This is a genomic window from Vreelandella janggokensis, from assembly GCF_031451615.1.
In the GTDB taxonomy this organism is placed as follows: domain Bacteria; phylum Pseudomonadota; class Gammaproteobacteria; order Pseudomonadales; family Halomonadaceae; genus Vreelandella; species Vreelandella janggokensis.
Window position 1 is genome coordinate 33,599 of record NZ_JARWAJ010000005.1, and the last position, 21,390, is coordinate 54,988.

Sequence of the window (21,390 nt, forward strand, 5' to 3'; positions counted from 1 at the left end):
TAACAAAAAGCCCCTTCACAGGAAGGGGCTTTTTGAAAGAAACCTGTTACACCAACATGACGGTAAGCATTGGGAAAGCCCTTAACGATGGCGCCGCCTCTTATGACATGAAACGCTCGCACATGTTTGCTTATCGCCAGAAAGTGGTAGCGGGGACCGGATTTGAACCGATGACCTTCGGGTTATGAGCCCGACGAGCTACCAGACTGCTCCACCCCGCATCAATCTAGGTCGCAGATAATAGACGCTCAAGCTTATTTCGTCAAGCTGTCTTTTACCCTTACACGCTCCAACCAAGTAGCGTTTATTACGTCTGGGGAGCTGGAGAACCAGCGCAACAGATGGTGCCGAAGGCGGGACTTGAACCCGCACGACCGTAAGGTCACTACCCCCTCAAGATAGCGTGTCTACCAATTCCACCACTTCGGCATCAGGGGAGGCTCAAGGAAGCAACATCAATCAGTTACTCGCTGCTTTCCTCTAGCACTGGCGCGGCATTATCCGCACTTTCGTCACCTTCGTCAAGCATTGGTGCACTTTGCTGTTGCTCGATCAGGTTGGCATCAGGAATACCTGCTTCCGGTGCCTGCCCTGCCTGAGTGGCAAAGTAAGCCAGCGCCATCGATGTGACGAAAAAGCCTGCGGCAAGGATGGCCGTGAAACGAGACAGAAAATTACCGCTGCCGCGTGAACCAAATACCGTTTGCGACGCACCGCCACCAAAGGCGGCACCTGCTTCGGCACCTTTACCCTGCTGAAGCAGGATGAGCACAACCAGGGCGATCGCAATCACCACGTGGACCATTAGAATTGCAACTTGCATGGCGTTATCCTGCTGACTGACAAATGGCGTAAAATTCGTCGGTTTTGAGCGAAGCACCGCCCACCAAACCGCCGTCGATGTCCGGCTGAGCAAGCAGCTCAGCCGCATTGCTTGCATTCATGCTGCCGCCGTACAACAGCTTGAGCTGTTCGGCAAGCACCGCGTCGAAGGACGCCTGGTAAGACCGAATACCGGCCATTACCTCTTGAGCTTGTTCAGGCGTTGCTGTTCGTCCTGTGCCAATCGCCCAAACCGGCTCATAGGCGATGACCACCTCAGAACGCTGAGCGGGCTCCAGGCGAGACATTACGTACCCGACCTGACGCAGCACGACATCCATGGTGCGATCCGCATCGCGCTCTTCCAGGGTTTCCCCGACACAGAGAATCGGGGTAAGTCCTGACGCCAGGGCTGCCATCAGACGATCAAATACCTGCTCGTCATTTTCCTGATAAAGCTGACGCCGCTCTGAATGGCCAGCCAGTACGTAGGCGACATCAAACTCCTGAAGCATACTGCCACTGACTTCGCCGGTATGAGCGCCTGAGGACTGAGGATTGAGCGTCTGCGCACCCAGTTTTAGCGACGTCTTTTTGAAGGCCTGCCGCGCCATCTCCAGATAAGGAAAAGGCGGAATCACGACCACATCAACGCCAGCAGGCAATTTGGCGGCCGCAAAAGCATCGCCAAACGCTTTCACCAGAGCCGTCGAACCGTTCATTTTCCAGTTACCGGCAATTAATGGCCTACGCATGGAATCTCCTCACACTCAAGGTGGAGCGAAATGGTATAGGAGCGGACTTGTCAAGACAACCGCTGTTGTCAGCAGAGGCTATTTAAGCAGCGCTTGCACCTGTTCAGCCAAACGATTGGCCAACTTATCGACATCCAGATGCGCGCGCCCCTCCACCATGACACGAATTAACGGCTCAGTGCCCGAGGCCCTGAGCAATACACGACCTTCATCACCCAACTCCTTTTCGAGAGCGGACACTGCCTTCTGAAGCGGCTCCGAGGCCATCACGTCCTTGGCATTTGTCCCTGCAGGCAACCTGACGTTCACCAGCGCCTGCGGGACTTTTTCCAACCCTCTTAACAAGGCGGGGAGCGGTTGCTGCTCACGCATCATCAGCGCCAACACCTGCAACGCTGACACGATGCCGTCTCCGGTGGTCTGGACATGGCTGCACAAGATATGGCCCGACGATTCGCCACCCAACTCCCACTGATTGGCCGCCATACGCTCCATCACGAAACGGTCACCGACCTTGGCGCGCTCAAACGGAATACCCATTTTTTCCAGCGCCATCGCCAGCCCCAAGTTACTCATGAGCGTCCCTACCACACCGCCATCCAGCAAACCACGCTCGTGACGATCCCGGGCAATCAGATAAAGAATATCGTCGCCGTCGACTTCACGACCATCGGAATCGACCAGTAATACACGATCGCCGTCGCCGTCAAAGGCGATCCCCAGGTCGGCGCCTTGCTGGATAACCGCCGCGCGCAACGCTGCTGGGTGCGTCGAGCCCACGTTCTGGTTGATATTCAAACCATCTGGCGTCCCGCCAATGATGCTGACCTCGGCCCCCAGTTCACGAAACACACTCGGCGCGATGTGATAAGTGGCACCATGAGCGCAGTCGAGCACAATGGTCAAGCCATGCAGGCTAAGGCGATCCGGCAGGGTCGATTTGCAAAACTCGATATAGCGACCGGCCGCATCATCAATCCGCATGGCTTTGCCCAGCTGGGCGGCCCCTGCGGTGGTTAACGGCGCATCCAGCATGGTCTCGATTTGGTCTTCAATAGCGTCCGGGAGTTTCTTACCCTCCGCCGAAAAAAACTTGATGCCGTTATCGTCGAATGGATTGTGGGAGGCTGAAATCACGATCCCGGCATCGGCCCGAAAGGTGCGCGTCAAATAGGCAATACCGGGGGTAGGCATTGGCCCCAGCAGCGCCACATCGGCGCCCGCTGCAGACAGCCCCGATTCAAGCGCAGACTCGAACATGTAACCAGAGATACGGGTATCCTTGCCGATCAACACCCGGGTGCGACCTTTCTCCCGGCGTAAGACCTGCCCCGCGGCCCAGCCCAGCTTGAGCATAAAATCGGCGGTAATGGGTGACTGACCGACCGTTCCGCGAATACCGTCCGTGCCAAAATAGCGTCTTGTCATGCGTTATTCTCCTTCTTGGTAGCGGCCTCACAGCCTTCCTGACACACAGCCCACGCCATATTGATGGCGTCGACCGTCGGCCCCACATCATGGACGCGAACGATACTCGCCCCGCGTTCAACCGCCATGGCCGCCAACGCAAGCCCGCCTGGCAGCCGTTCGTCTATGGGTCGACCCAACACTTTGCCGATCATGCTCTTGCGCGACATGCCGACGAGCACCGGCAGACCTAATGATCGAAGGGCATCCATGCGATTCAGCAAGCGCAAATTGTGCTCAACCGTCTTGCCAAAGCCAAACCCCGGATCCACGAGCAGACGATGACGGCGCAGCCCTGCGGCTTCGCACTCGGCAACTCGGGCCGCCAGATAGTCGACCACCACTTCTTCGATGGGTTGAGTATAGGCAGGTGCCTGCTGCATATCCTGCGGCTCACCCTGACGGTGCATCAAGCACACCGGCAATCCGCTGCCCGTGGCGGCTGCCAAGGCCCCATCCCGCTCAAGTGCCCGCACGTCATTGATCATGCCGGCCCCCAGCGTGCTCGCCTCGTGCATCACGGCAGGGCAACTGGTGTCCACCGAAACAAGCGCATCCAGCTCGCGTACCAGTGCTTCCACGACCGGCGCAACACGATCAAGCTCCTGCTGCTCGCCGACGGGGGAGGCACCAGGGCGAGTCGATTCCCCCCCCACATCAATCATGGCGGCGCCTTCCGCCAGCATTTGCTCGGCGCGGCGTAACGCATCGTCCAATGCCACGTGCTGGCCACCGTCAGAAAACGAATCCGGCGTGACGTTCAAAACGCCCATGACGCGAGGAAAGGAAAGGTCAAGTAAATGCCGGCCGCAACGCAATTGCGCTGAAAGCTGCGCCTGCGGAGCCGACGGGGTGGGACGTGCCGTAGAAGTCATGCTGTCGCCTGGTCGAAAAAACATATCGGTATTATAGGTGCACAGCATAACAAAAAGGCGTCCCGTTTGGGGACGCCTTAATGTTAGCTCAATGACCGGACTTGGAGCCTAAGGGCCGGCAGGGCCACCTAGGGGGTCAGAGGGTCGACGGCTAGGCTCTTCGTCATCTGAATCACCATCGCCACTTGCCTCATCACCATTACGCGTATCGCTGGGGGACGCGCTGGACTGATCGCTTGATGCAGGCGTTCCACCACCGGATGAATCGCCGTCATTCCAGCCTTCCGGCGGACGCGGGTCGCGGCCGTCCATAATATCTTTTAGCTGGTCGGCATCAATGGTTTCGTACTTCATCAGCGCTTCCGCCATCGCGTCGAGTTTATCGCGATTGTCGGTCAGAATGCGGCGCGCTTCCTCGTAGCAATCATCGATAATCTTGCGGACTTCCTTATCGAGCCGTGTGGTGGTTTCACCCGACTTCATCTTGGAGCCACCCTGACCAGGACCGCCGAGGAACTGGTGGGACTCGTCCTCGTCATACATGATCGGACCCATTTCATCCGACAGCCCCCACTTGGCGACCATGTTATGGGCAAGCTCAGTGGCACGCTTGATATCGTTGGACGCCCCGGTGGTGACACCGTTAGGCCCAAGCGTCATCTCCTCGGCAATACGACCACCGAACAGCGAGCAGATCTGACTCAGAATTTGCTGACGCGACAGGCTGTAACGATCCTCTTCAGGCAGGAACATGGTCACACCCAGCGCCCGTCCCCGAGGAATGATCGTTACCTTATAAACCGGGTCGTGGCTGGGCGCCACCAGGCCGATAATTGCGTGGCCCGACTCGTGGTAAGCCGTATTGAGCTTTTCCTTGTCGGTCATGACCATGGACTTGCGCTCAGCGCCCATCATGATCTTGTCCTTGGCCAGGTCGAGCTCTTCCATGCTGACCAGCCGCTTGTTACGACGGGCAGCGAAGAGGGCAGCCTCGTTGACCAGGTTGGCAAGATCGGCCCCCGAAAAGCCCGGTGTACCGCGGGCAATGATCTGCGGTTTCACATCGTCGCCCAACGGCACCTTGCGCAGGTGCACGCCGAGGATATGCTCACGGCCACGGATATCAGGCAAGGCAACGGTTACCTGACGATCAAAGCGTCCAGGACGCAGCAGTGCGGGGTCAAGCACGTCAGGACGGTTAGTAGCCGCAATGACGATGACGCCTTCATTGGCCTCGAAGCCGTCCATCTCAACCAGTAGCTGGTTCAGGGTCTGCTCACGCTCGTCGTTACCGCCACCCATGCCAGCACCACGCGAGCGGCCTACCGCATCAATCTCATCAATAAAGATGATGCACGGCGCCTGCTTCTTGGCCTGCTCGAACATATCGCGTACACGGGACGCGCCGACACCGACAAACATTTCAACGAAGTCAGAGCCGGAGATGGAGAAGAACGGCACCTTGGCTTCGCCGGCAATCGATTTCGCCAGCAGCGTTTTACCGGTACCCGGCGGCCCCACCATCAGAACACCACGCGGAATTGTGCCGCCCAGGCGCTGGAACTTGGTCGGGTCGCGCAAAAAGTCGACAAGCTCTTCGACTTCTTCCTTGGCTTCATCGCAACCGGCAACGTCCGAGAACGTCGTCTTGACCTGATCATGAGAGAGCAGCTTGGCTTTGGACTTGCCAAAGCTCATCGGGCCGCCTTTACCTCCGCCGGCACCGCCCTGCATCTGGCGCATGAAAAACATGAAAATGGCCAGGATCAGCAGAATCGGGAAGCTGGCAATCAGCAGACGCGTCCAGATACTTTGTTGCTCCGGCTCTTTACCGATAACCGTCACGTCGTTGCTCAGCAGATCATCCATCAGCTTGGGATCTTCTGCCGCAGGACGAATTGTCTGAAACTGTGAACCATCGGTCCGCTCACCGGAGATGGTATAGCCATCAATAGTGACGCTGCGTACTTCCTGGTCCTGCACCTGCTCAACGAACTGGGTGTAGTTCATTGTCTGGGGTGCGCTCTCGGTACTGAAATTATTGAACACTGTCAGTAGAACGGCCGCGATGACCAACCACAGAATCAGGTTCTTTGCCATATCGTTCAAGGGGCTACCCTCATTACAAGAATCCGTCAGTTAAACCTATCAATGAGACCTTACACCAGCCTCGAGGGTTCAACCATTGCCAAGGCGTCTAATACCTTGGGCCATCTGTGCCACGATCACCTTTAAGGCTCAATATGACACACTTTGCAACTGTCTGTCTGGCTATCGCGGTGATAAATCCTGTCGATAGTCCTAGCGCTGATCATGCCCCCGAAAGCCCTCCGCCAGCAGATAGACTTCACGGGATCGCGCCCGAGAAGCACCGGGTTTACGCGTCACCACCCGCTTGAAGCTTTCGCGAAGCTCTTTTAGATAACTGTCAAAGCCTTCGCCCTGGAAGACCTTTACCAGCAACTGACCACCCGGAGAGAGCGTTTCACGCGCCAACTCCAGCGCCAGCTCCACCAGATACATGGCTTGAGGCTGGTCAATCGCCGCCATGCCACTCATATTGGGGGCCATATCCGACATCACAAGGTCTACCGGACGATTTTCCAACCGCTCAAGAATCGCATTGAGCACCGCTTCCTCGGTAAAGTCCCCCTGAACAAAGGACACATCGGCCAGCCCATCCATATCGAGAATATCGGAAGCGATGACCATACCCTGCGGACCGACTTTCTCGGCGGCGATTTGACTCCACCCCCCTGGCGCAGCACCAAGGTCAATGACGGTCATCCCAGGACGCAACAGCTTGTCCTTTTCGTCAATCTCGAGCAGTTTATAGCTCGCCCGCGAGCGATAGCCATCCTGCCAACTCTGCTTGACGTAAGGATCGTCAAAATGCTCTTTCATCCAGCTTGCGCTGGTTTTACTTGATGGCCGCTTACGGCCTGGGGGCGTTTGCTGCATGAGAAAATCTAACACTGGAAGAGGCGACGGCACGCTTTAACACCATGTCTTTCACTCGGTGGCGTTTCACCGTAAGATGGAACGTTAAGCGCAAACTGGGATACCGCAAGATACCATGAGCTTGTCACAGGCACAAAAGAAAGCATTTCGTAGCATTGGTCACCACTTGAATCCGGTCGTCACCGTTTCAGAAAACGGCGTTTCCGACAATTTACTGGCTGAACTCGACCGTGCGCTCAACGACCACGAATTGATCAAGGTAAAGCTGGCATTACCGGAGCGCGATGAGCGCGCCGCCATGCTCGAGGAGCTGATCAACCACAGCCAATCAGAGCCGGTTCAGACCATTGGCAAAATGGCGCTGCTCTATCGCCGCAATCCGCAAGTGAACCCCAAGCTTTCGAACATCAAACGCTTCGAAAACCACCACGGTCGTCACTAACGCCCCGCACGAGCCAGAAGCTACCGCCAGGCCAGCATGCCGCACCCGCCGTCAGACAAAACGCCCCCGCAGCCATGGTTGCGGGGGCGTTTTGTTTCAGGCTTCGCTCAAGCTTGAATCAGAGGTGCTCAACACTCTCGATCTCGTACTCGACGTCGCCACCCGGGGTCGTCACCACGACCACATCGCCTTCCTCTTTACCGATAAGCGCACGGGCAATCGGCGAGGTCACGGAGATGAGTCCTGACTTAATATTGGCTTCGTCTTCACCCACAATCCGGTACGTCACCTGAGCGTCGGTATCCAGATTGAGCAGTGATACCGTCACGCCAAAAATCACCTTCCCGGTCTTTGGCAGCTTGGTGACATCGATTACCTGGGCGCCTGACAGCTTGCTTTCGATTTCCTGGATACGCCCTTCGATAAAGCCTTGCTGTTCACGCGCAGCATGATACTCGGCGTTTTCCTTAAGGTCGCCGTGCTCGCGCGCTTCAGCGATAGCCGCAATCACCTGGGGACGAGCTTCGCTCTTGAGGTGATTGAGTTCATCACGAAGACTTTTTTCGCCCGCTATCGTCATCGGGACCTTGTTCATTGACTTGCTCCTGCATGCAGATCCTGAAGGCGCCGCACCGTAATCTCCCTACCGTACTCAAGCGCCATGCAAACGGCATTAGCGCCCGCCAAGGTGGTCGCATAGGGCACCTTGCGCGCGAGAGCAGTACGGCGAATGACCGAAGAGTCGTTAATAGCCTGGCGACCTTCGGTAGTGTTCACGATGTAGGCGATTTCGTCGTTCTTCAACAGATCGACGATGTGGGGACGACCTTCGTAGACTTTATTGACGTGCTCCACTGACAGACCAGCCGCTTCCAGGGCAGCTGCCGTGCCACGCGTTGCACAGAGAGTAAAGCCCAATGTTAGCAGAGAACGAGCCACTTCGATAATCCCCTGCTTGTCCGGCTCACGTACGGACAGAAATGCCTTGCGCTCGCCGGTGAGCGCAGGAATCGCCTCCCCCGCCCCCAGTTGCGCTTTGAAGAAGGCTTCAGCAAAGGTCTCGCCCGACCCCATTACTTCGCCGGTGGACTTCATTTCCGGCGACAGAATCGGATCGACACCGGGGAATTTATTGAACGGGAAAACCGCCTCTTTAACACTATAGAAGTGCGGCACGATTTCATGATCGAAGCCCTGCTCAGCAAGGGTTTGACCGGCCATGCAGCGCGCCGCGACCTGGGCCAGCGAGGTACCAATGCACTTGGAGACAAACGGCACGGTACGCGATGCACGCGGATTGACCTCGATCACGTAGATCTCGCCGTCCTGCCAGGCAAGCTGTACGTTCATCAGGCCCTTGACACCCAGCTCCACGGCCATCTGCTTGACCTGATCGCGCATTTCATCCTGCACGGCGGCGGGTAGCGAGTAAGGCGGCAACGAACAGGCCGAGTCGCCGGAGTGAACGCCCGCTTGCTCCACGTGCTGCATGATACCGCCAATCACTACCTGCTGACCGTCGGAAACCGCATCGATATCGATCTCGATCGCCGCGCTCAAAAAGTGATCCAACAGGACCGGTGAGTCGTTGGAGACTTTCACCGCGTTGGTCATGTAGTTCTCGAGCTCGGAAGCATCGTAGACGATTTCCATCGCCCGACCGCCGAGGACGTAACTGGGCCGCACCACCAACGGATAGCCAATGGCATCAGCTTTGGAAAAGGCTTCGTCAAAGCTGCGCGCAGTGGCGTTGGGCGGCTGTTTGAGGCCCAGCTTGTCGATCATCTGCTGGAAACGCTCGCGGTCTTCGGCGCGGTCGATGGCGTCCGGCGTGGTGCCGATAATCGGCACACCAGCGGCTTCAAGCTCGCGGGCGAGCTTCAATGGGGTTTGGCCACCGAACTGGACGATCACGCCCACCGGCTTCTCTTTGTCGGCGATTTCGAGCACGTCTTCCAGTGTCACTGGCTCAAAATATAGCCGGTCAGAGGTATCGTAGTCGGTCGAGACGGTTTCCGGATTGCAGTTGACCATGATGGTTTCATAGCCATCGTCGTGCATGGCAAACGCCGCGTGCACACAGCAGTAGTCGAACTCGATCCCCTGACCAATCCGGTTGGGGCCGCCGCCCAGCACCATGATTTTCTGACGGTCAGAGACGTCTGCTTCGCACTCTTCTTCGTAGGTGGAGTACATGTAGGCGGTATCCGAGGCGAACTCCGCCGCACAGGTATCCACCCGCTTGTAGACCGGGCGAATGCCGGCGGCCTGGCGCGTTTTGCGGAAATCTTTCTCTGCCACGCCCAACAGCTTGGCCAACCGGGCATCCGAGAAGCCCTTACGCTTGAGCTGGTAAAGCTCACGGGCGGAAAGCTCGCTAAGAGAACGCCGTTGCACAGCGGCTTCGCTCAGCACGAGATCTTCCAACTGCACCAGGAACCAGCGGTCGATATTGGTGAGCGCAAACACCTCCTCGACGCTCATCCCGGCACGCAGGGCGTCAGCGACAAAGAAGATGCGCTCGGCACCGGCGGCCTGAAGCTCGCCTTGAATCACCGCCATATTGTCAGACGTGAAATCGGTAATGATGGGATCAAGGCCGTCGTTACCGGTTTCCATGCCGCGCAACGCTTTTTGCAGCGACTCCTGGAAGGTACGGCCGATCGCCATCACTTCGCCCACCGATTTCATCTGGGTGGTCAGGCGGTCGTTGGCCTGCGGGAATTTCTCGAAGGTGAAACGTGGAATCTTGGTCACCACGTAATCGATAGACGGCTCGAACGACGCCGGTGTACGCCCACCGGTAATATCGTTTTGCAGCTCATCCAGGGTATAACCCACCGCCAGCTTGGCGGCGATCTTGGCAATCGGGAAGCCAGTGGCTTTTGAGGCCAGCGCCGAGGAACGCGACACCCGCGGGTTCATCTCGATCACCACCAGGCGACCGGTCTTGGGGTCCATACCAAACTGGACGTTGGACCCACCGGTTTCCACGCCAATCTCACGCAGGACCGCGAGGCTGGCGTCACGCATGATCTGGTATTCTTTATCGGTCAGCGTTTGCGCCGGCGCCACGGTGATGGAGTCGCCTGTATGCACCCCCATGGGGTCGAAATTTTCGATCGCGCAGACGATGATGCAGTTGTCGTTTTTGTCACGCACAACTTCCATCTCGTACTCTTTCCAACCCAGCAGCGACTCGTCGATCAACAGCTCGTGGTTGTTGGAAAGCTCAAACCCGCGGATACAGATCTCTTCGAACTCTTCCTTGTTGTACGCCACGCCGCCGCCGGAGCCGCCCATGGTATAGGAAGGGCGAATAATCGTCGGGAAGCCGAGCTCGGCCTGGATCTCCCAGGCTTCTTCCATGGTATGGGCGACTTTCGCTTTCGGGCATTCCAGGCCGATCCGCTTCATGGCCTGATCGAACAGGTCACGGTCTTCGGCCATGTTGATCGCATCGGCGTTAGCGCCGATCATCTCGACGCCGTGCTTTGCCAGCACACCGTGCTTTTCCAGATCGAGGGCACAGTTCAGCGCGGTCTGCCCCCCCATGGTGGGCAGAACGGCATCCGGCTGCTCGGCTTCAATAATTTTTTCAACCGCCTGCCAGGTGATTGGCTCGATGTAGGTGGCATCGGCCATGACCGGGTCGGTCATGATGGTCGCCGGGTTGGAGTTGACCAGAATCACCCGGAAGCCTTCCTCACGTAGCGCCTTGCACGCCTGGGCGCCGGAGTAGTCGAATTCGCAGGCCTGGCCGATAACGATCGGGCCAGCGCCAATGATAAGTATGCTGTTGATATCGGTACGCTTGGGCATAACGGTTCCCGCAAAAATGGTGACGATGGACGACAAAAGACGGCGATAAATGGCGGCAACAAACGATTGCGTTAGCGTCGCGCCTGCATCATGGCGATGAAGCGATCAAACAACGGCGCCACGTCGCGGGGGCCAGGACTGGCCTCGGGGTGCCCCTGGAAGCTGAAGGCCGGACGATCGGTGCGCTCAACCCCCTGCAAGGTGCCGTCGAACAGTGAACGGTGCGTAGCACGCAGGTTAGCGGGCAAGCTATCTTCGTCCGCCGCAAAACCGTGGTTCTGACTGGTGATCATCACCGTGCCGGTATCCAGATCCTGCACGGGATGGTTGGCACCGTGATGGCCGTGGCTCATCTTGATGGTTTTTGCCCCCGAGGCGAGCGCCAACAGCTGGTGACCCAGGCAAATACCAAACACCGGCGTATCGGTTTCCAGTACGTCCTGGATCGCTTTGATGGCATAGTCGCAGGGTTCCGGGTCGCCGGGGCCGTTGGCCAAAAAGACGCCATCGGGTTTCATTGCCAACACATCGGCGGCGCTGGTTTGCGCTGGCACCACCGTCAGACGACAGCCGCGTGACGCCAGCATGCGCAGAATGTTGAATTTCACACCGTAGTCATACGCCACTACATGGTAGGGGCGATCACCTTGCGTCGCATCTGCATAACCTTCACCTAGCGCCCACTCGCCTTCCGACCACTCATAGACCGCCTTACAGGACACCTCTTTGGCCAGATCCATGCCCTTCAACCCCGGAAACGCGTGGGCGGCTTCCAGCGCTCGTTCCACCGCATCGTCGCCTTCTGCATCAGCGCCTGCCAGAATCGCCCCGTTCTGAGCCCCCTTATCACGCAAAATGCGCGTCAGGCGACGGGTATCGATGTCGGCAATCCCCAGCACGTTCTGGCTTTTCAGGTAGTCTGAAAGCGTCTGCTCGGAACGGAAATTGCTGGCCAGCAGCGGGAGGTCGCGAATCACCAGCCCAGCAGCGGCAATAGAGGCAGATTCCACGTCTTCACTGTTAGTGCCGGTATTGCCGATATGGGGATACGTGAGGGTAACGATCTGGCGGGTATAGGAAGGGTCGGTGAGGATTTCCTGGTAGCCGGTCATGGCTGTATTGAACACCACCTCACCGCTTGTGGCGCCATCCGCGCCAATGGCGGTTCCGTGGAAGACACTGCCATCCTCCAGAGCCAATATTGCGGGTTTGCTCAATGCGGTGTTATTCAAAACAAGATCCTCCCAGGCTGATGGGAGCCTGTGGGCGCAGGCTCAGCAATTTCTTCGTTATTCACGACGCTCATTAGTGAAACTATCTTCATTAAACTGGGGCCGTAAAAAAGCGGGATGACGCCGATTAAAAATCGGTTTCATCCCGCTTGTTGTTCTCATCCATGGCTAACCGTCATGGCGCAGCGATTAGCTATTTCTCTCTAACCTGAGGCCAGTGCAACAAGCGCGGTGCTTTCGCTGCAGACATTTCGCTGCCTGTAGGCAGCCACTCGGCCAAAATTTTTGGAATGTTACAGGAATTTCTGACCCAAGACTACCCCCTAGAGACCGAACTGTCATATCGCAGACGCGCCCTTTATCTATTTCAACGCCAGCACATCCTGCATATCGTAGCGGCCGCTCTCCTTACCCGCGACCCAGCGCGCCGCGCGCACCGCGCCTTTGGCAAAGGTCATGCGGCTGGAGGCCTTGTGGGTGATTTCGATGCGCTCGCCTTCGGTGGCGAACATCACCGTATGCTCACCGACGATATCGCCCGCGCGAACGGTGGCAAAGCCGATTTCTTTATCGGTACGCGGGCCGCACTGCCCCACCCGCTCGAACACGCCGTGCTCTTTCAGCGTGCGGTCCAGGCTTTTCGCGACCACTTCGCCCATCTTGATCGCGGTGCCCGATGGCGAATCCACCTTGTGACGATGGTGGGACTCGATAACTTCAATATCGTAGCCTTCATCGCCCAGCGCTTTGGCGGCGGTTTCCAATAGTTTCAGGGTAAGGTTGACCCCCACGCTCATATTGGGTGCAAACACCATCGCGACGTCATCACGGTAGCTATCCAACTGGGCCAGTTGATCATCGTTCATGCCCGTGGTGCCAATCACGATACGCTTGCCATGCTTGGCACAGAACGCCAGGTTAGCCAGGGTCACCTGCGGCGCAGTGAAATCGATCAGCACATCGAAATCGTCCACGATGGCCTCCAGCGAATCCACCGCCTTCACACCACGCTTGCCAACACCTGCCAGTTCGCCAATATCCGCACCGGTCAGGGAACTGCCAGGCTCGACAATGCCACCGGCCAGCGTGGCGTCTGCCTCCTGTTCAACAGCGTTTACCAGTGTGCGGCCCATCCGGCCAGCGACGCCAACAATGGCAACTCGGGTCATGGAAACTCCTGCGCTAAGTGGTCTAGTGCATCAACATAGAGGAAATAAAAGAAAGTGATTATAACAGACCCACTATCCTGTTCGACGTCGGGTCTCGCTCAATTTTCCCAAATGATGACCAGCGCTTCATCACCGGCCATACGCACCAGGTGCCGCTCCACTACTCCTTCCAATTCGTCCAGATGGCCTTCCTCCAGTGTCTCGAGCGCCACTATCAAGGTTTCGTCATCGGCCCTCATCAGGCAAGTACCGGAACCAAAAACGATTTTTGCCTCTTGATCAGAGTGCTCAACCTCAAGCTCGTGCGCCCAGTGCTTGCACAAGCGATTCATTAAGCGCTCGCCAGAGGGCGTCGCGATTTCAGCACGAGATAGCGGCATGCTGCTTTCTCCAAAAGAAGTGGCAAGTGAGTACCTACTAGCCTAATCCGCGCAGCCATAAGTGCCAAGCAGCGTTTTCACCCTTGGCGTGACGCGGCGTTTACGGGGTTACCCCTCTCGACAGCCAGGGTCGTTTCCACGATAATGATCTCTGTTGCAAATAGGAATTAAACGCAGGACATAGTTGAATCATTCACGCTCCGTTGGCGAGCATTGCGACTCCCCCCACTGGCTCACTTTATCGACTGGTAATAAAAATGCGTATAGCTACCCACTTTTCAAAATGGCTGTTTGGTGCACTGTCTGCATTGAGCTGCGTCGCTTCAGCTGACGAGATTACCGTGACCGATGTTGCCGGTCGCAACGTCACCCTAGAAGCGCCGGCCGAGCGGGTTATTCTAGGCGAAGGCAGGCAAATCTATTTGGTGGGCATACTGGAACCGGAGGACCCCTTTGCGCATGTAGTGGGCTGGCGCGAGGATTTTTCCCAAGCTGACCCCGACAACTACGCACGCTATCTTGAGCGTTTTCCTGAGATTGAAGCGATCCCGACTTTTGGCGGCTTTAAAGACGGCACCTTCGATGTTGAACAGGCTGCATCGCTTACCCCCGACGTGGTGATGATGAACATTGAAGCCAAAACCGCCACCGAGGATGCTGGCTACGACGACAAACTGGCCGAGTTGGACATCCCTATCGTCTATGTGGATTTCCGCGAAGACCCCATCAAAAACACCATTCCTTCTATGCGAATCATCGGCAAGCTGTTGGGCGATGAAGCCGCCGCCGAAGAGTTCATCACCTTCGCCGAGGAACAGCTTGCACGGGTCACGGATGTCATCGAGCAGGCCGACCCCGAGCGACCCAGCGTCTTTATTGACCGAGCGGGCGGCTACTCAGACGAATGCTGCATGAGCTTTGGCCCTGCCAACTTTGGCGAATACGTCGCCCTGGCCGGTGGCACCAACATTGCCGCGGACATTATCCCCAACACCTTCGGCACCTTGAATCCCGAGCAGATTATCGCTGCTGACCCAGACCACATGGTAGTGACTGGCGGCAGTTGGGATGCCTACGTGCCAGGCGGCGACTGGGTCGGCGTCGGGCCTGGCGCTGACATGGAGAAGGCGCAGGCCAAGCTCGAGGCCCTCACCGAACGCACCGCCATGACCGGTATTCAGGCGGTCGAGTCAGATAATGTCCACGCCATTTGGCACCAGTTCTATAACAGCCCCTACTATTTTGTCGCTATCCAGCGATTGGCGAAATGGCTGCACCCCGACCTGTTTGCGGACCTGGACCCGGAAGCCACCATGGCGGAACTGCACGATCGCTTTTTACCCATCGATTATGAACCCGGCTACTGGTTATCCTTGAATGACGACTGAGAGCATCGCGACAACGCCCAACGCGCAGGATTCAAAGGGGCGCGCCTTTTATCGCAGCCAAGTGTTTCGCCGCCAGATGATTCTGGCGGCGCTGGTCGTCGCGCTCTTCTTCAGCCTGTGCGTCGATCTTGCCCTCGGCCCTGCGCGCTATAGCCTGGGCGAGGTCATGGCCGCGCTGTTCACCCCCGACAGCGTCAGCCAGCAGGCCCGGGTGATCCTCTGGGAAATCCGCATGCCAGTAGCCCTGATGGCGCTGGTGGTGGGCGCGAGCCTTTCCATCGCCGGGGCGCAGATGCAAACCATCCTGAGCAACCCGCTGGCCAGCCCCTTCACATTGGGCATTTCGGCGGGCGCAAGTTTTGGTGCCGCTCTGGGGCTAGCCTTTGGCGTCGCGATTATCCCGGCGGCCATCGAATACGTGGTGCCTATCAATGCGTTTCTGATGGCCATGGTCACCGCCTTTCTCATCCATGCGCTCAGCCTCAAGCGCGGCGTGACGGTGGAAACCATCGTGCTGCTGGGCATTGCGATGGTATTTATCTTCAATTCCCTCATGGCGCTGATTCAGTTTTTTGCCAGCCAGCAGGCCGTAGCCGCAGTGGTGTTCTGGACCATGGGCAGCCTCACCAAAGCCACCTGGCCAAAATTCTGGATCGCGCTGAGCATTTTGACCATGGTGATGCCGCTACTGGCACGTCACGGCTGGGCGCTCACCGCCATGCGACTGGGCGATGCCAAGGCCGAAAGCATGGGCGTGAATCCTCGCGCGCTGCGACTGGAAGTGCTGGTACTGGTATCGCTACTGGCCGCGATTGCAGTGGCGTTTGTGGGCACCATCGGCTTTATTGGCCTGGTCGGGCCGCACATTGCACGCATCCTTCTAGGCGAAGACCAGCGCTTCTTCCTGCCCGGCTCGGCGCTGTGTGGCGCGCTGATTCTTTCCGTCGGGTCCGTGATTTCCAAAATCATCATCCCCGGCACCATCATCCCCATTGGTATCATTACCTCACTGGTGGGCATTCCCTTCTTTCTATTTCTCGTGCTTAACCACAAGAAGGCGTCATGGTAACCCTACAGCTGACTCATGTTTCCGCCCGCTACGGGCGTACTCCCATTATCCAGGACATTACGACACCAGCCTTTCAGGGTGGGCAGATGGTCGCCCTGCTGGGGCCTAACGCCGCCGGTAAATCGACCCTTTTTCGCCGCATCCTGGGCCTATTGAAAGGTGACGGCGAGGTCACTATCAGCGGTACCAGTGCCGAGCGGCCCGTGGCCTATATGCCCCAGGACACGGGGGCAAGAGCGGTACTGACGGTGTATGAGTCGGTACTGTTAGCGCGCATGCAGGGACGCAGCCTGAAAGTGCAAAACGAGGACCTGGCCCAGGTTGATCGCGCCCTTGATGAGCTGAACATTGCCGTGCTTGGCGAGCGTGATATCGGCGACCTGAGCGGTGGGCAGCGCCAACTGGTCAGTGCCGCCCAGGCGCTGGTCCAGGAGCCCGAGATCCTGATGCTCGACGAGCCCACCTCGGCGCTCGACCTTAACCGCCAGATTAGCCTGCTGGGTGTGCTAAGGCGGCTGGCCAATGAGCGCCAGATGCTCATTCTGGTGGCGTTGCATGACCTGGGCCATGCGCTGCGCTTCAGCGATGCCGCCATGGTCCTCGAACATGGCCGCCTGATTGCCTGCGGTCCCACGGAGGACGTCATCACGCCCTCGCTGCTGCAATCCGTTTATCGGGTCAATGCGCGGATCGAGCCCTGCTCAAAAGGCAGCCCGCAGCTTATCGTCGAAGAGGCCATTTAAGCCGCCGCCCTTCCATGGCGGCCAGCGCCACCCCGCTCAGCATCAGCGGCAGTGCCAGCAGAAAGGCACTCGAGACAGGTATCCCGAACAACATCCAATCCGCCAATACGGGCCAAACCAGGGCAATATACTCAAAGGGTGCCAGACGGGACGCTTCCGCGTAGCGTAATGCCAGCGTCATCGCGATATGCGCCGCCCCGCCAAACAGGCCCGAGAGCACCAGCAGCCCAAACTCGACCGGGCTAAGCGCCGCCCAGCCCCATGGCAGGGTTGCAAGGCCTGCCAACGACGACACCAGAATAAAATAGAACGCGATGGAACCCGCCGTTTCCGTGCGTGAAATCCGCCGAACGGTCAACAGCGCCCCTGCCGTTAACAAGGCGCTAAGCGCGCCCAGCGCATAGCCGGCCACCTGGCCATGCGCCCCATCCTTGCCCAACCCAGGCAGCACCAATACCGCCATTCCGCTGAGCGCTAATACAATCGCCCCTGCTCGATAGAGCGAAAACCGCTCACCCAGCAGCAATATCCCGCCTACCGCCATGAACACTGGTGTCAGTTGAGCGAGCAGCGTGGCCTCGGCAACCGGCAATATCGCGACCGCCGCAAAGGAGGCGAACATGGCCGCCGCTCCCAACCCAGAGCGCAGAGCATGACCCAGCGGACGACGCGTTGCCAGGCCACGAGGGAATTCATGGCGCAAGGCCAGAAACACCACGATCGGCAACAACGCAAACAGCGAGCGAAAAAACACCGACTGGCCGACCGGCACAGCATCGCTGACCGCCTTGATGCTTACCAGCATGCCGGTAAACAGAAGACCTGACAGGACCCTGAGCAAAATCCCTGTTACGGGCCTATCCTGAAGGTTATCCATGATGCGCAGCACTCCCCATACAGCAAAAACCCCCGGCGGACCGAGGGTTTTTGCGCTTAACAGCCGACGGTTGGCTATCTCCCCAACATTACGGCTTCATCTCTTCAAAAAACTTCTTCACGCTGTCGAAGAAGCCGGTTTTCTTGGGTGAATGGTGGCTGTTGCTGCCGTCCAGGCTTTCCTGGAACTGGCGCAGCAGGTTCTTTTGTTCCTCGCTGAGCTTGACGGGCGTTTCCACCACGACTTTGCACAGCAGGTCGCCAGGGACGCCGCCGCGAACCGGCTTGACGCCCTTGCCCTTGAGCCGGAACATCTTGCCGGTTTGGGTTTCCGGCGGAATCTTCAGCTTCACTCGACCATCGAGTGTCGGCACTTCCAGCTCACCGCCCAATGCTGCATCGACGAAATTGATCGGCACGTCACATTGCAGGTGCTTGCCATCACGCTGGAAGATATGGTGCGGCTTGATGGCCACCTGGACGTACAGGTCGCCTGGCGGGCCGCCATTGATGCCGCTTTCGCCTTCCGCGTTCAGGCGGATACGGTCGCCGGTATCCACACCCGGCGGGATTTTCACCGACAGTGTCCGGGTCTCGCGCACGCGCCCTTCGCCGTTACACTTGTGACACGGCACCTTGATGTGCTGGCCTGAGCCATGGCAGGTCGGGCAGGTTTGCTGAACCGCAAAAAAGCCCTGCTGCATACGCACCTGGCCGTGGCCATGGCAGGTGGGGCAGGTATCTTTGCTTGACCCCGGTTCAGCACCGCCGCCGTCACAACGGTCACATTCAATATGGCGCGGCACACGGATATCAACCGTGGTACCGGAGACCGCATTTTCCAGGTCCAGCTCCAGGTTATAGCGCAGGTCAGAACCGCGCGCCGGGGCATTGGGACCACGACGACGCCCGCCGCCACCGCCGAAAATATCGCCAAACACATCGCCGAAAATGTCGCTGAAATCGCCAGCGCCACCGCCGCCGAAACCACCGCCACCAAAGCCACCGCCCTGGCCATCGACACCGGCATGACCAAACTGGTCGTAGGCCGCACGTTTTTCGCTATCGGTCAGGACTTCGTAGGCTTCTGACACTTCGCGGAATTTTTCCGCGGCAGTATCGTCTTCCGGGTTGCGGTCGGGGTGATATTTTTGCGCAAGGCGACGGTAGGCCTTCTTGATCTCTTTCTGATCGGCCCCTTTGTCGACACCCAGGATTTCATAATAATCGCGTTGGGACATGGGTCCTACGCCTCTTGGTTAGCTACGCATTCAACTGCACATTTAACTATGTGTTAACGACAGAGTATTTAAGACACAGTATTTAACGACACATTAAGCTTTTTGCGTCTTTGACGTGGAAACAGCAACGCGGGAGTTGCCCCCCGCGTCGCCGCCTACCTCGTCAGAAAGAGCGCTTACTGCTTTTTCTGATCGTCGTTGACTTCTTCATACTCGGCGTCGACCACGTCTTCATCGGGCTTGGCGTTGCCCTGCTCGGCACCTTCCTCACCCGGCTGCTCGGCGCCTTCAGCCTGCTCGGCGTACATCTTCTGTGCCAGCTGGCCAGACGCTTCAGTGAGTGCGTCGAGTTTCTGCTGGATCAGCTCCTGGTCATCGCCTTTGGTAGCTTCTTCCAGCTCGGTGATCGCGGTTTCGATGGATTGCTTCTCGTCATCGGTCGCCTTGTCACCAGCTTCTTCCAGCGTCTTGCGGGTGGCGTGGATCATGCCGTCCGCCTGGTTACGCAACTGCACCAGCGCCTCGAACTTCTTGTCTTCGTCGGCGTGGGCTTCGGCGTCGCGTACCATCTGCTCGATCTCGTCTTCGGTCAGGCCGCTGGACGCCTTGATGACGATCGACTGTTCTTTGCCGGTCGCCTTGTCTTTCGCGGAGACGTTCAGGATACCGTTGGCATCCAGGTCGAAGGCTACTTCGATCTGCGGCACGCCGCGCGGCGCCGGCGGAATATCGGCAAGGTCAAAGCGACCCAGCGACTTGTTCTGCGACACTTGCTTGCGCTCACCCTGGACGGCGTGGATGGTCACCGCCGTCTGGTTGTCATCCGCCGTGGAGAAGGTTTGCGTCTTCTTGGTCGGGATGGTGGTGTTTTTCTCGATCAGCGGCGTCATCACGCCACCCAGGGTTTCGATGCCCAGGGTCAGCGGCGTTACATCGAGGAGCAGCACGTCTTTCACGTCGCCACCCAGAACGCCGCCCTGAATTGCGGCACCCACGGCCACGGCTTCGTCCGGGTTGACGTCTTTACGTGCATCCTTGCCGAAGAACTCAGCGGCTTTTTGCTGAACCAGCGGCATGCGCGTCTGACCACCGACCAGGATAACGTCGTCGATCTCGGAGGCCGACAGGCCGGCATCTTTCAGCGCCATCTTGCAGGGTTCCATCGAGCGCTGCACCAGATCGTCTACCAGCGACTCCAGCTTGGCGCGGGTCACTTTCACGTTCAGGTGCTTCGGACCGGTGTTATCGGCCGTGATATAGGGCAGATTGACATCGGTCTGCTGGGCACTGGAAAGTTCGATTTTGGCCTTCTCGGCGGCTTCTTTCAGACGCTGCATGGCCAGGTTATCGCCTGACAGGTCAATACCGCTGTCCGACTTGAACTGGTCAACCAGATAGTTGATCAGCGCCAGATCGAAGTCTTCACCACCCAGGAAGGTGTCACCGTTGGTGGCCAACACTTCAAACTGGGTTTCGCCGTCGACATCGGCGACTTCGATGATCGAAATATCAAAGGTACCGCCGCCCAGGTCGTATACCGCGATGGTTTTATCACCGCGTGACTTGTCCATGCCATAGGCAAGCGCCGCTGCGGTCGGCTCGTTGATGATACGCTTGACATCCAGACCGGCGATGCGGCCTGCATCTTTAGTGGCCTGGCGCTGGCTGTCATTGAAGTAAGCCGGCACGGTGATGACCGCTTCGGTGACGGTTTCACCAAGGTAGTCTTCTGCCGTCTTCTTCATTTTCTTGAGCACTTCCGCGCTCACCTGCGGCGGTGCCATTTTCTGGCCTTTCACTTCTACCCAGGCATCACCGTTATCGGCTTCGGTGATCTTGTACGGCACCATCTTGATATCTTTCTGAACAACGTCGTCTTTGAAACGACGGCCAATCAGGCGCTTGATAGCGTAAAGCGTATTTTCAGGATTGGTCACCGCTTGGCGCTTGGCGGCCTGACCGACGAGCGTCTCACCGTCTTCGGTGTACGCAATGATGGACGGCGTCGTACGGCCGCCTTCTGCGTTTTCAATGACTTTTGCACTGTCGCCATCGAGCACCGATACACAGGAGTTTGTGGTGCCCAAATCAATACCAATAATGCGTCCCATAATAAGAACCTCGTATTCGGTTGTTTCAATACATCAA

18 protein-coding genes and 2 tRNA genes are annotated in these 21,390 nt (G+C 57.8%); 4 read left to right on the forward strand and 16 right to left on the reverse strand.

Annotated features, from left to right (window positions below; genetic code table 11):
* Positions 1-144: 144 nt before the first annotated feature.
* The 8 genes from QC816_RS13815 to rlmE form a co-directional block, all read right to left on the reverse strand.
* Positions 145-221: transfer RNA gene (locus QC816_RS13815), tRNA-Met, on the reverse strand.
* Positions 222-342: 121 nt separating this feature from the next.
* Positions 343-429 (reverse strand) — tRNA-Leu (locus QC816_RS13820).
* 34 nt (positions 430-463) lie between these two features.
* Positions 464-823: a preprotein translocase subunit SecG gene (gene secG / locus QC816_RS13825; RefSeq protein WP_066316119.1), complete on the reverse strand. Its 360-nt coding sequence runs from the start codon at positions 821-823 to the stop codon at positions 464-466.
* Between the two features lie 4 nt (positions 824-827).
* The gene (gene tpiA / locus QC816_RS13830; RefSeq protein ID WP_085920158.1) at positions 828-1,577 is read right to left on the reverse strand and encodes a triose-phosphate isomerase; all 750 of its coding nucleotides are present in this window, start codon (positions 1,575-1,577) and stop codon (positions 828-830) included.
* 78 nt (positions 1,578-1,655) lie between these two features.
* Positions 1,656-3,005, reverse strand: a complete 1,350-nt coding sequence (glmM, locus tag QC816_RS13835; RefSeq protein ID WP_085920157.1) for a phosphoglucosamine mutase — start codon at positions 3,003-3,005, stop codon at positions 1,656-1,658.
* Entirely contained in the window at positions 3,002-3,919 is a 918-nt protein-coding gene (gene folP, locus QC816_RS13840) for a dihydropteroate synthase (RefSeq protein WP_085920181.1), read from the reverse strand. Before folP ends, glmM begins: the two co-directional genes overlap by 4 nt.
* A 108-nt stretch (positions 3,920-4,027) precedes the next feature.
* On the reverse strand, positions 4,028-6,028 hold the full coding sequence (ftsH, locus tag QC816_RS13845) for an ATP-dependent zinc metalloprotease FtsH (protein ID WP_309782858.1): 2,001 nt from the start codon (positions 6,026-6,028) through the stop codon (positions 4,028-4,030).
* Between the two features lie 192 nt (positions 6,029-6,220).
* Positions 6,221-6,880, reverse strand: coding sequence for a 23S rRNA (uridine(2552)-2'-O)-methyltransferase RlmE (gene rlmE, locus QC816_RS13850; RefSeq protein WP_309782859.1), 660 nt, complete (start codon positions 6,878-6,880; stop codon positions 6,221-6,223).
* Between the two features lie 115 nt (positions 6,881-6,995).
* Here rlmE and yhbY point away from each other — a divergent pair, with 115 nt between their 5' ends.
* Complete coding sequence (yhbY, locus tag QC816_RS13855) at positions 6,996-7,322, forward strand: ribosome assembly RNA-binding protein YhbY (RefSeq protein WP_085920154.1); 327 nt, start codon at positions 6,996-6,998, stop codon at positions 7,320-7,322.
* Positions 7,323-7,440: 118 nt separating this feature from the next.
* Here yhbY and greA read toward each other — a convergent pair whose 3' ends face one another.
* From greA to QC816_RS13880, 5 genes are all read right to left on the reverse strand, one after another.
* Positions 7,441-7,917, reverse strand: coding sequence for a transcription elongation factor GreA (gene greA, locus QC816_RS13860; protein WP_085920153.1), 477 nt, complete (start codon positions 7,915-7,917; stop codon positions 7,441-7,443).
* Entirely contained in the window at positions 7,914-11,144 is a 3,231-nt protein-coding gene (carB, locus tag QC816_RS13865; RefSeq protein ID WP_085920152.1) for a carbamoyl-phosphate synthase large subunit, read from the reverse strand. Before carB ends, greA begins: the two co-directional genes overlap by 4 nt.
* Before the next feature lie 71 nt (positions 11,145-11,215).
* A complete protein-coding gene (carA, locus tag QC816_RS13870) occupies positions 11,216-12,361 on the reverse strand; it encodes a glutamine-hydrolyzing carbamoyl-phosphate synthase small subunit (RefSeq protein WP_309783082.1) in 1,146 nt (381 codons plus the stop codon).
* A 377-nt stretch (positions 12,362-12,738) separates the two neighbouring features.
* Positions 12,739-13,545 carry a 4-hydroxy-tetrahydrodipicolinate reductase gene (dapB, locus tag QC816_RS13875; RefSeq protein ID WP_309782863.1) on the reverse strand — a complete coding sequence of 269 codons (807 nt, stop codon included), beginning with the start codon at positions 13,543-13,545 and terminating at the stop codon, positions 12,739-12,741.
* Positions 13,546-13,643: 98 nt separating this feature from the next.
* Positions 13,644-13,925: a DUF2218 domain-containing protein gene (locus tag QC816_RS13880; protein ID WP_085920149.1), complete on the reverse strand. Its 282-nt coding sequence runs from the start codon at positions 13,923-13,925 to the stop codon at positions 13,644-13,646.
* A gap of 257 nt (positions 13,926-14,182) precedes the next feature.
* On the opposite strand from QC816_RS13880, the gene QC816_RS13885 reads away from it, so the two are divergent.
* Genes QC816_RS13885 through QC816_RS13895 form a run of 3 tightly spaced genes read left to right on the forward strand, consistent with a single transcriptional unit; the run spans position 14,183 to position 17,125 of the window.
* Positions 14,183-15,313 (forward strand): ABC transporter substrate-binding protein, encoded by a 1,131-nt coding sequence (locus QC816_RS13885; RefSeq protein ID WP_085920148.1) that lies wholly within the window; start codon positions 14,183-14,185, stop codon positions 15,311-15,313.
* Positions 15,303-16,382 carry a FecCD family ABC transporter permease gene (locus tag QC816_RS13890; RefSeq protein WP_309782866.1) on the forward strand — a complete coding sequence of 360 codons (1,080 nt, stop codon included), beginning with the start codon at positions 15,303-15,305 and terminating at the stop codon, positions 16,380-16,382. The genes QC816_RS13885 and QC816_RS13890 overlap by 11 nt, the downstream gene beginning before the upstream one ends.
* Complete coding sequence (locus tag QC816_RS13895; protein ID WP_085920324.1) at positions 16,376-17,125, forward strand: ABC transporter ATP-binding protein; 750 nt, start codon at positions 16,376-16,378, stop codon at positions 17,123-17,125. Before QC816_RS13890 ends, QC816_RS13895 begins: the two co-directional genes overlap by 7 nt.
* On the opposite strand, the gene QC816_RS13900 is transcribed toward QC816_RS13895, so the two are convergent.
* The 3 genes from QC816_RS13900 to dnaK form a co-directional block, all read right to left on the reverse strand.
* Entirely contained in the window at positions 17,103-18,002 is a 900-nt protein-coding gene (locus QC816_RS13900; protein ID WP_085920325.1) for a DMT family transporter, read from the reverse strand. The two genes, QC816_RS13895 and QC816_RS13900, sit on opposite strands and share 23 nt — an antisense overlap.
* Before the next feature lie 88 nt (positions 18,003-18,090).
* Positions 18,091-19,242 carry a molecular chaperone DnaJ gene (dnaJ, locus tag QC816_RS13905; RefSeq protein WP_085920326.1) on the reverse strand — a complete coding sequence of 384 codons (1,152 nt, stop codon included), beginning with the start codon at positions 19,240-19,242 and terminating at the stop codon, positions 18,091-18,093.
* Between the two features lie 176 nt (positions 19,243-19,418).
* Positions 19,419-21,353 carry a molecular chaperone DnaK gene (dnaK, locus tag QC816_RS13910; RefSeq protein ID WP_085920327.1) on the reverse strand — a complete coding sequence of 645 codons (1,935 nt, stop codon included), beginning with the start codon at positions 21,351-21,353 and terminating at the stop codon, positions 19,419-19,421.
* Positions 21,354-21,390: the final 37 nt, after the last annotated feature.

Excerpts from the sequence above, each read along its gene's own strand:
- glmM (WP_085920157.1), bottom strand. The coding sequence starts at position 3,005 with ATGACAAGACGCTATTTTGGCACGGACGGTATTCGCGGAACGGTCGGT.
- QC816_RS13895 (WP_085920324.1), top strand. The coding sequence starts at position 16,376 with ATGGTAACCCTACAGCTGACTCATGTTTCCGCCCGCTACGGGCGTACT.
- dapB (WP_309782863.1), bottom strand. The coding sequence starts at position 13,545 with ATGACCCGAGTTGCCATTGTTGGCGTCGCTGGCCGGATGGGCCGCACA.
- QC816_RS13890 (WP_309782866.1), top strand. The coding sequence starts at position 15,303 with ATGACGACTGAGAGCATCGCGACAACGCCCAACGCGCAGGATTCAAAG.
- QC816_RS13885 (WP_085920148.1), top strand. The coding sequence starts at position 14,183 with ATGCGTATAGCTACCCACTTTTCAAAATGGCTGTTTGGTGCACTGTCT.
- dnaJ (WP_085920326.1), bottom strand. The coding sequence starts at position 19,242 with ATGTCCCAACGCGATTATTATGAAATCCTGGGTGTCGACAAAGGGGCC.
- dnaK (WP_085920327.1), bottom strand. The coding sequence starts at position 21,353 with ATGGGACGCATTATTGGTATTGATTTGGGCACCACAAACTCCTGTGTA.
- yhbY (WP_085920154.1), top strand. The coding sequence starts at position 6,996 with ATGAGCTTGTCACAGGCACAAAAGAAAGCATTTCGTAGCATTGGTCAC.
- greA (WP_085920153.1), bottom strand. The coding sequence starts at position 7,917 with ATGAACAAGGTCCCGATGACGATAGCGGGCGAAAAAAGTCTTCGTGAT.
- rlmE (WP_309782859.1), bottom strand. The coding sequence starts at position 6,880 with ATGCAGCAAACGCCCCCAGGCCGTAAGCGGCCATCAAGTAAAACCAGC.
- folP (WP_085920181.1), bottom strand. The coding sequence starts at position 3,919 with ATGACTTCTACGGCACGTCCCACCCCGTCGGCTCCGCAGGCGCAGCTT.
- QC816_RS13880 (WP_085920149.1), bottom strand. The coding sequence starts at position 13,925 with ATGCCGCTATCTCGTGCTGAAATCGCGACGCCCTCTGGCGAGCGCTTA.
- secG (WP_066316119.1), bottom strand. The coding sequence starts at position 823 with ATGCAAGTTGCAATTCTAATGGTCCACGTGGTGATTGCGATCGCCCTG.
- carB (WP_085920152.1), bottom strand. The coding sequence starts at position 11,144 with ATGCCCAAGCGTACCGATATCAACAGCATACTTATCATTGGCGCTGGC.
- tpiA (WP_085920158.1), bottom strand. The coding sequence starts at position 1,577 with ATGCGTAGGCCATTAATTGCCGGTAACTGGAAAATGAACGGTTCGACG.
- QC816_RS13900 (WP_085920325.1), bottom strand. The coding sequence starts at position 18,002 with ATGGATAACCTTCAGGATAGGCCCGTAACAGGGATTTTGCTCAGGGTC.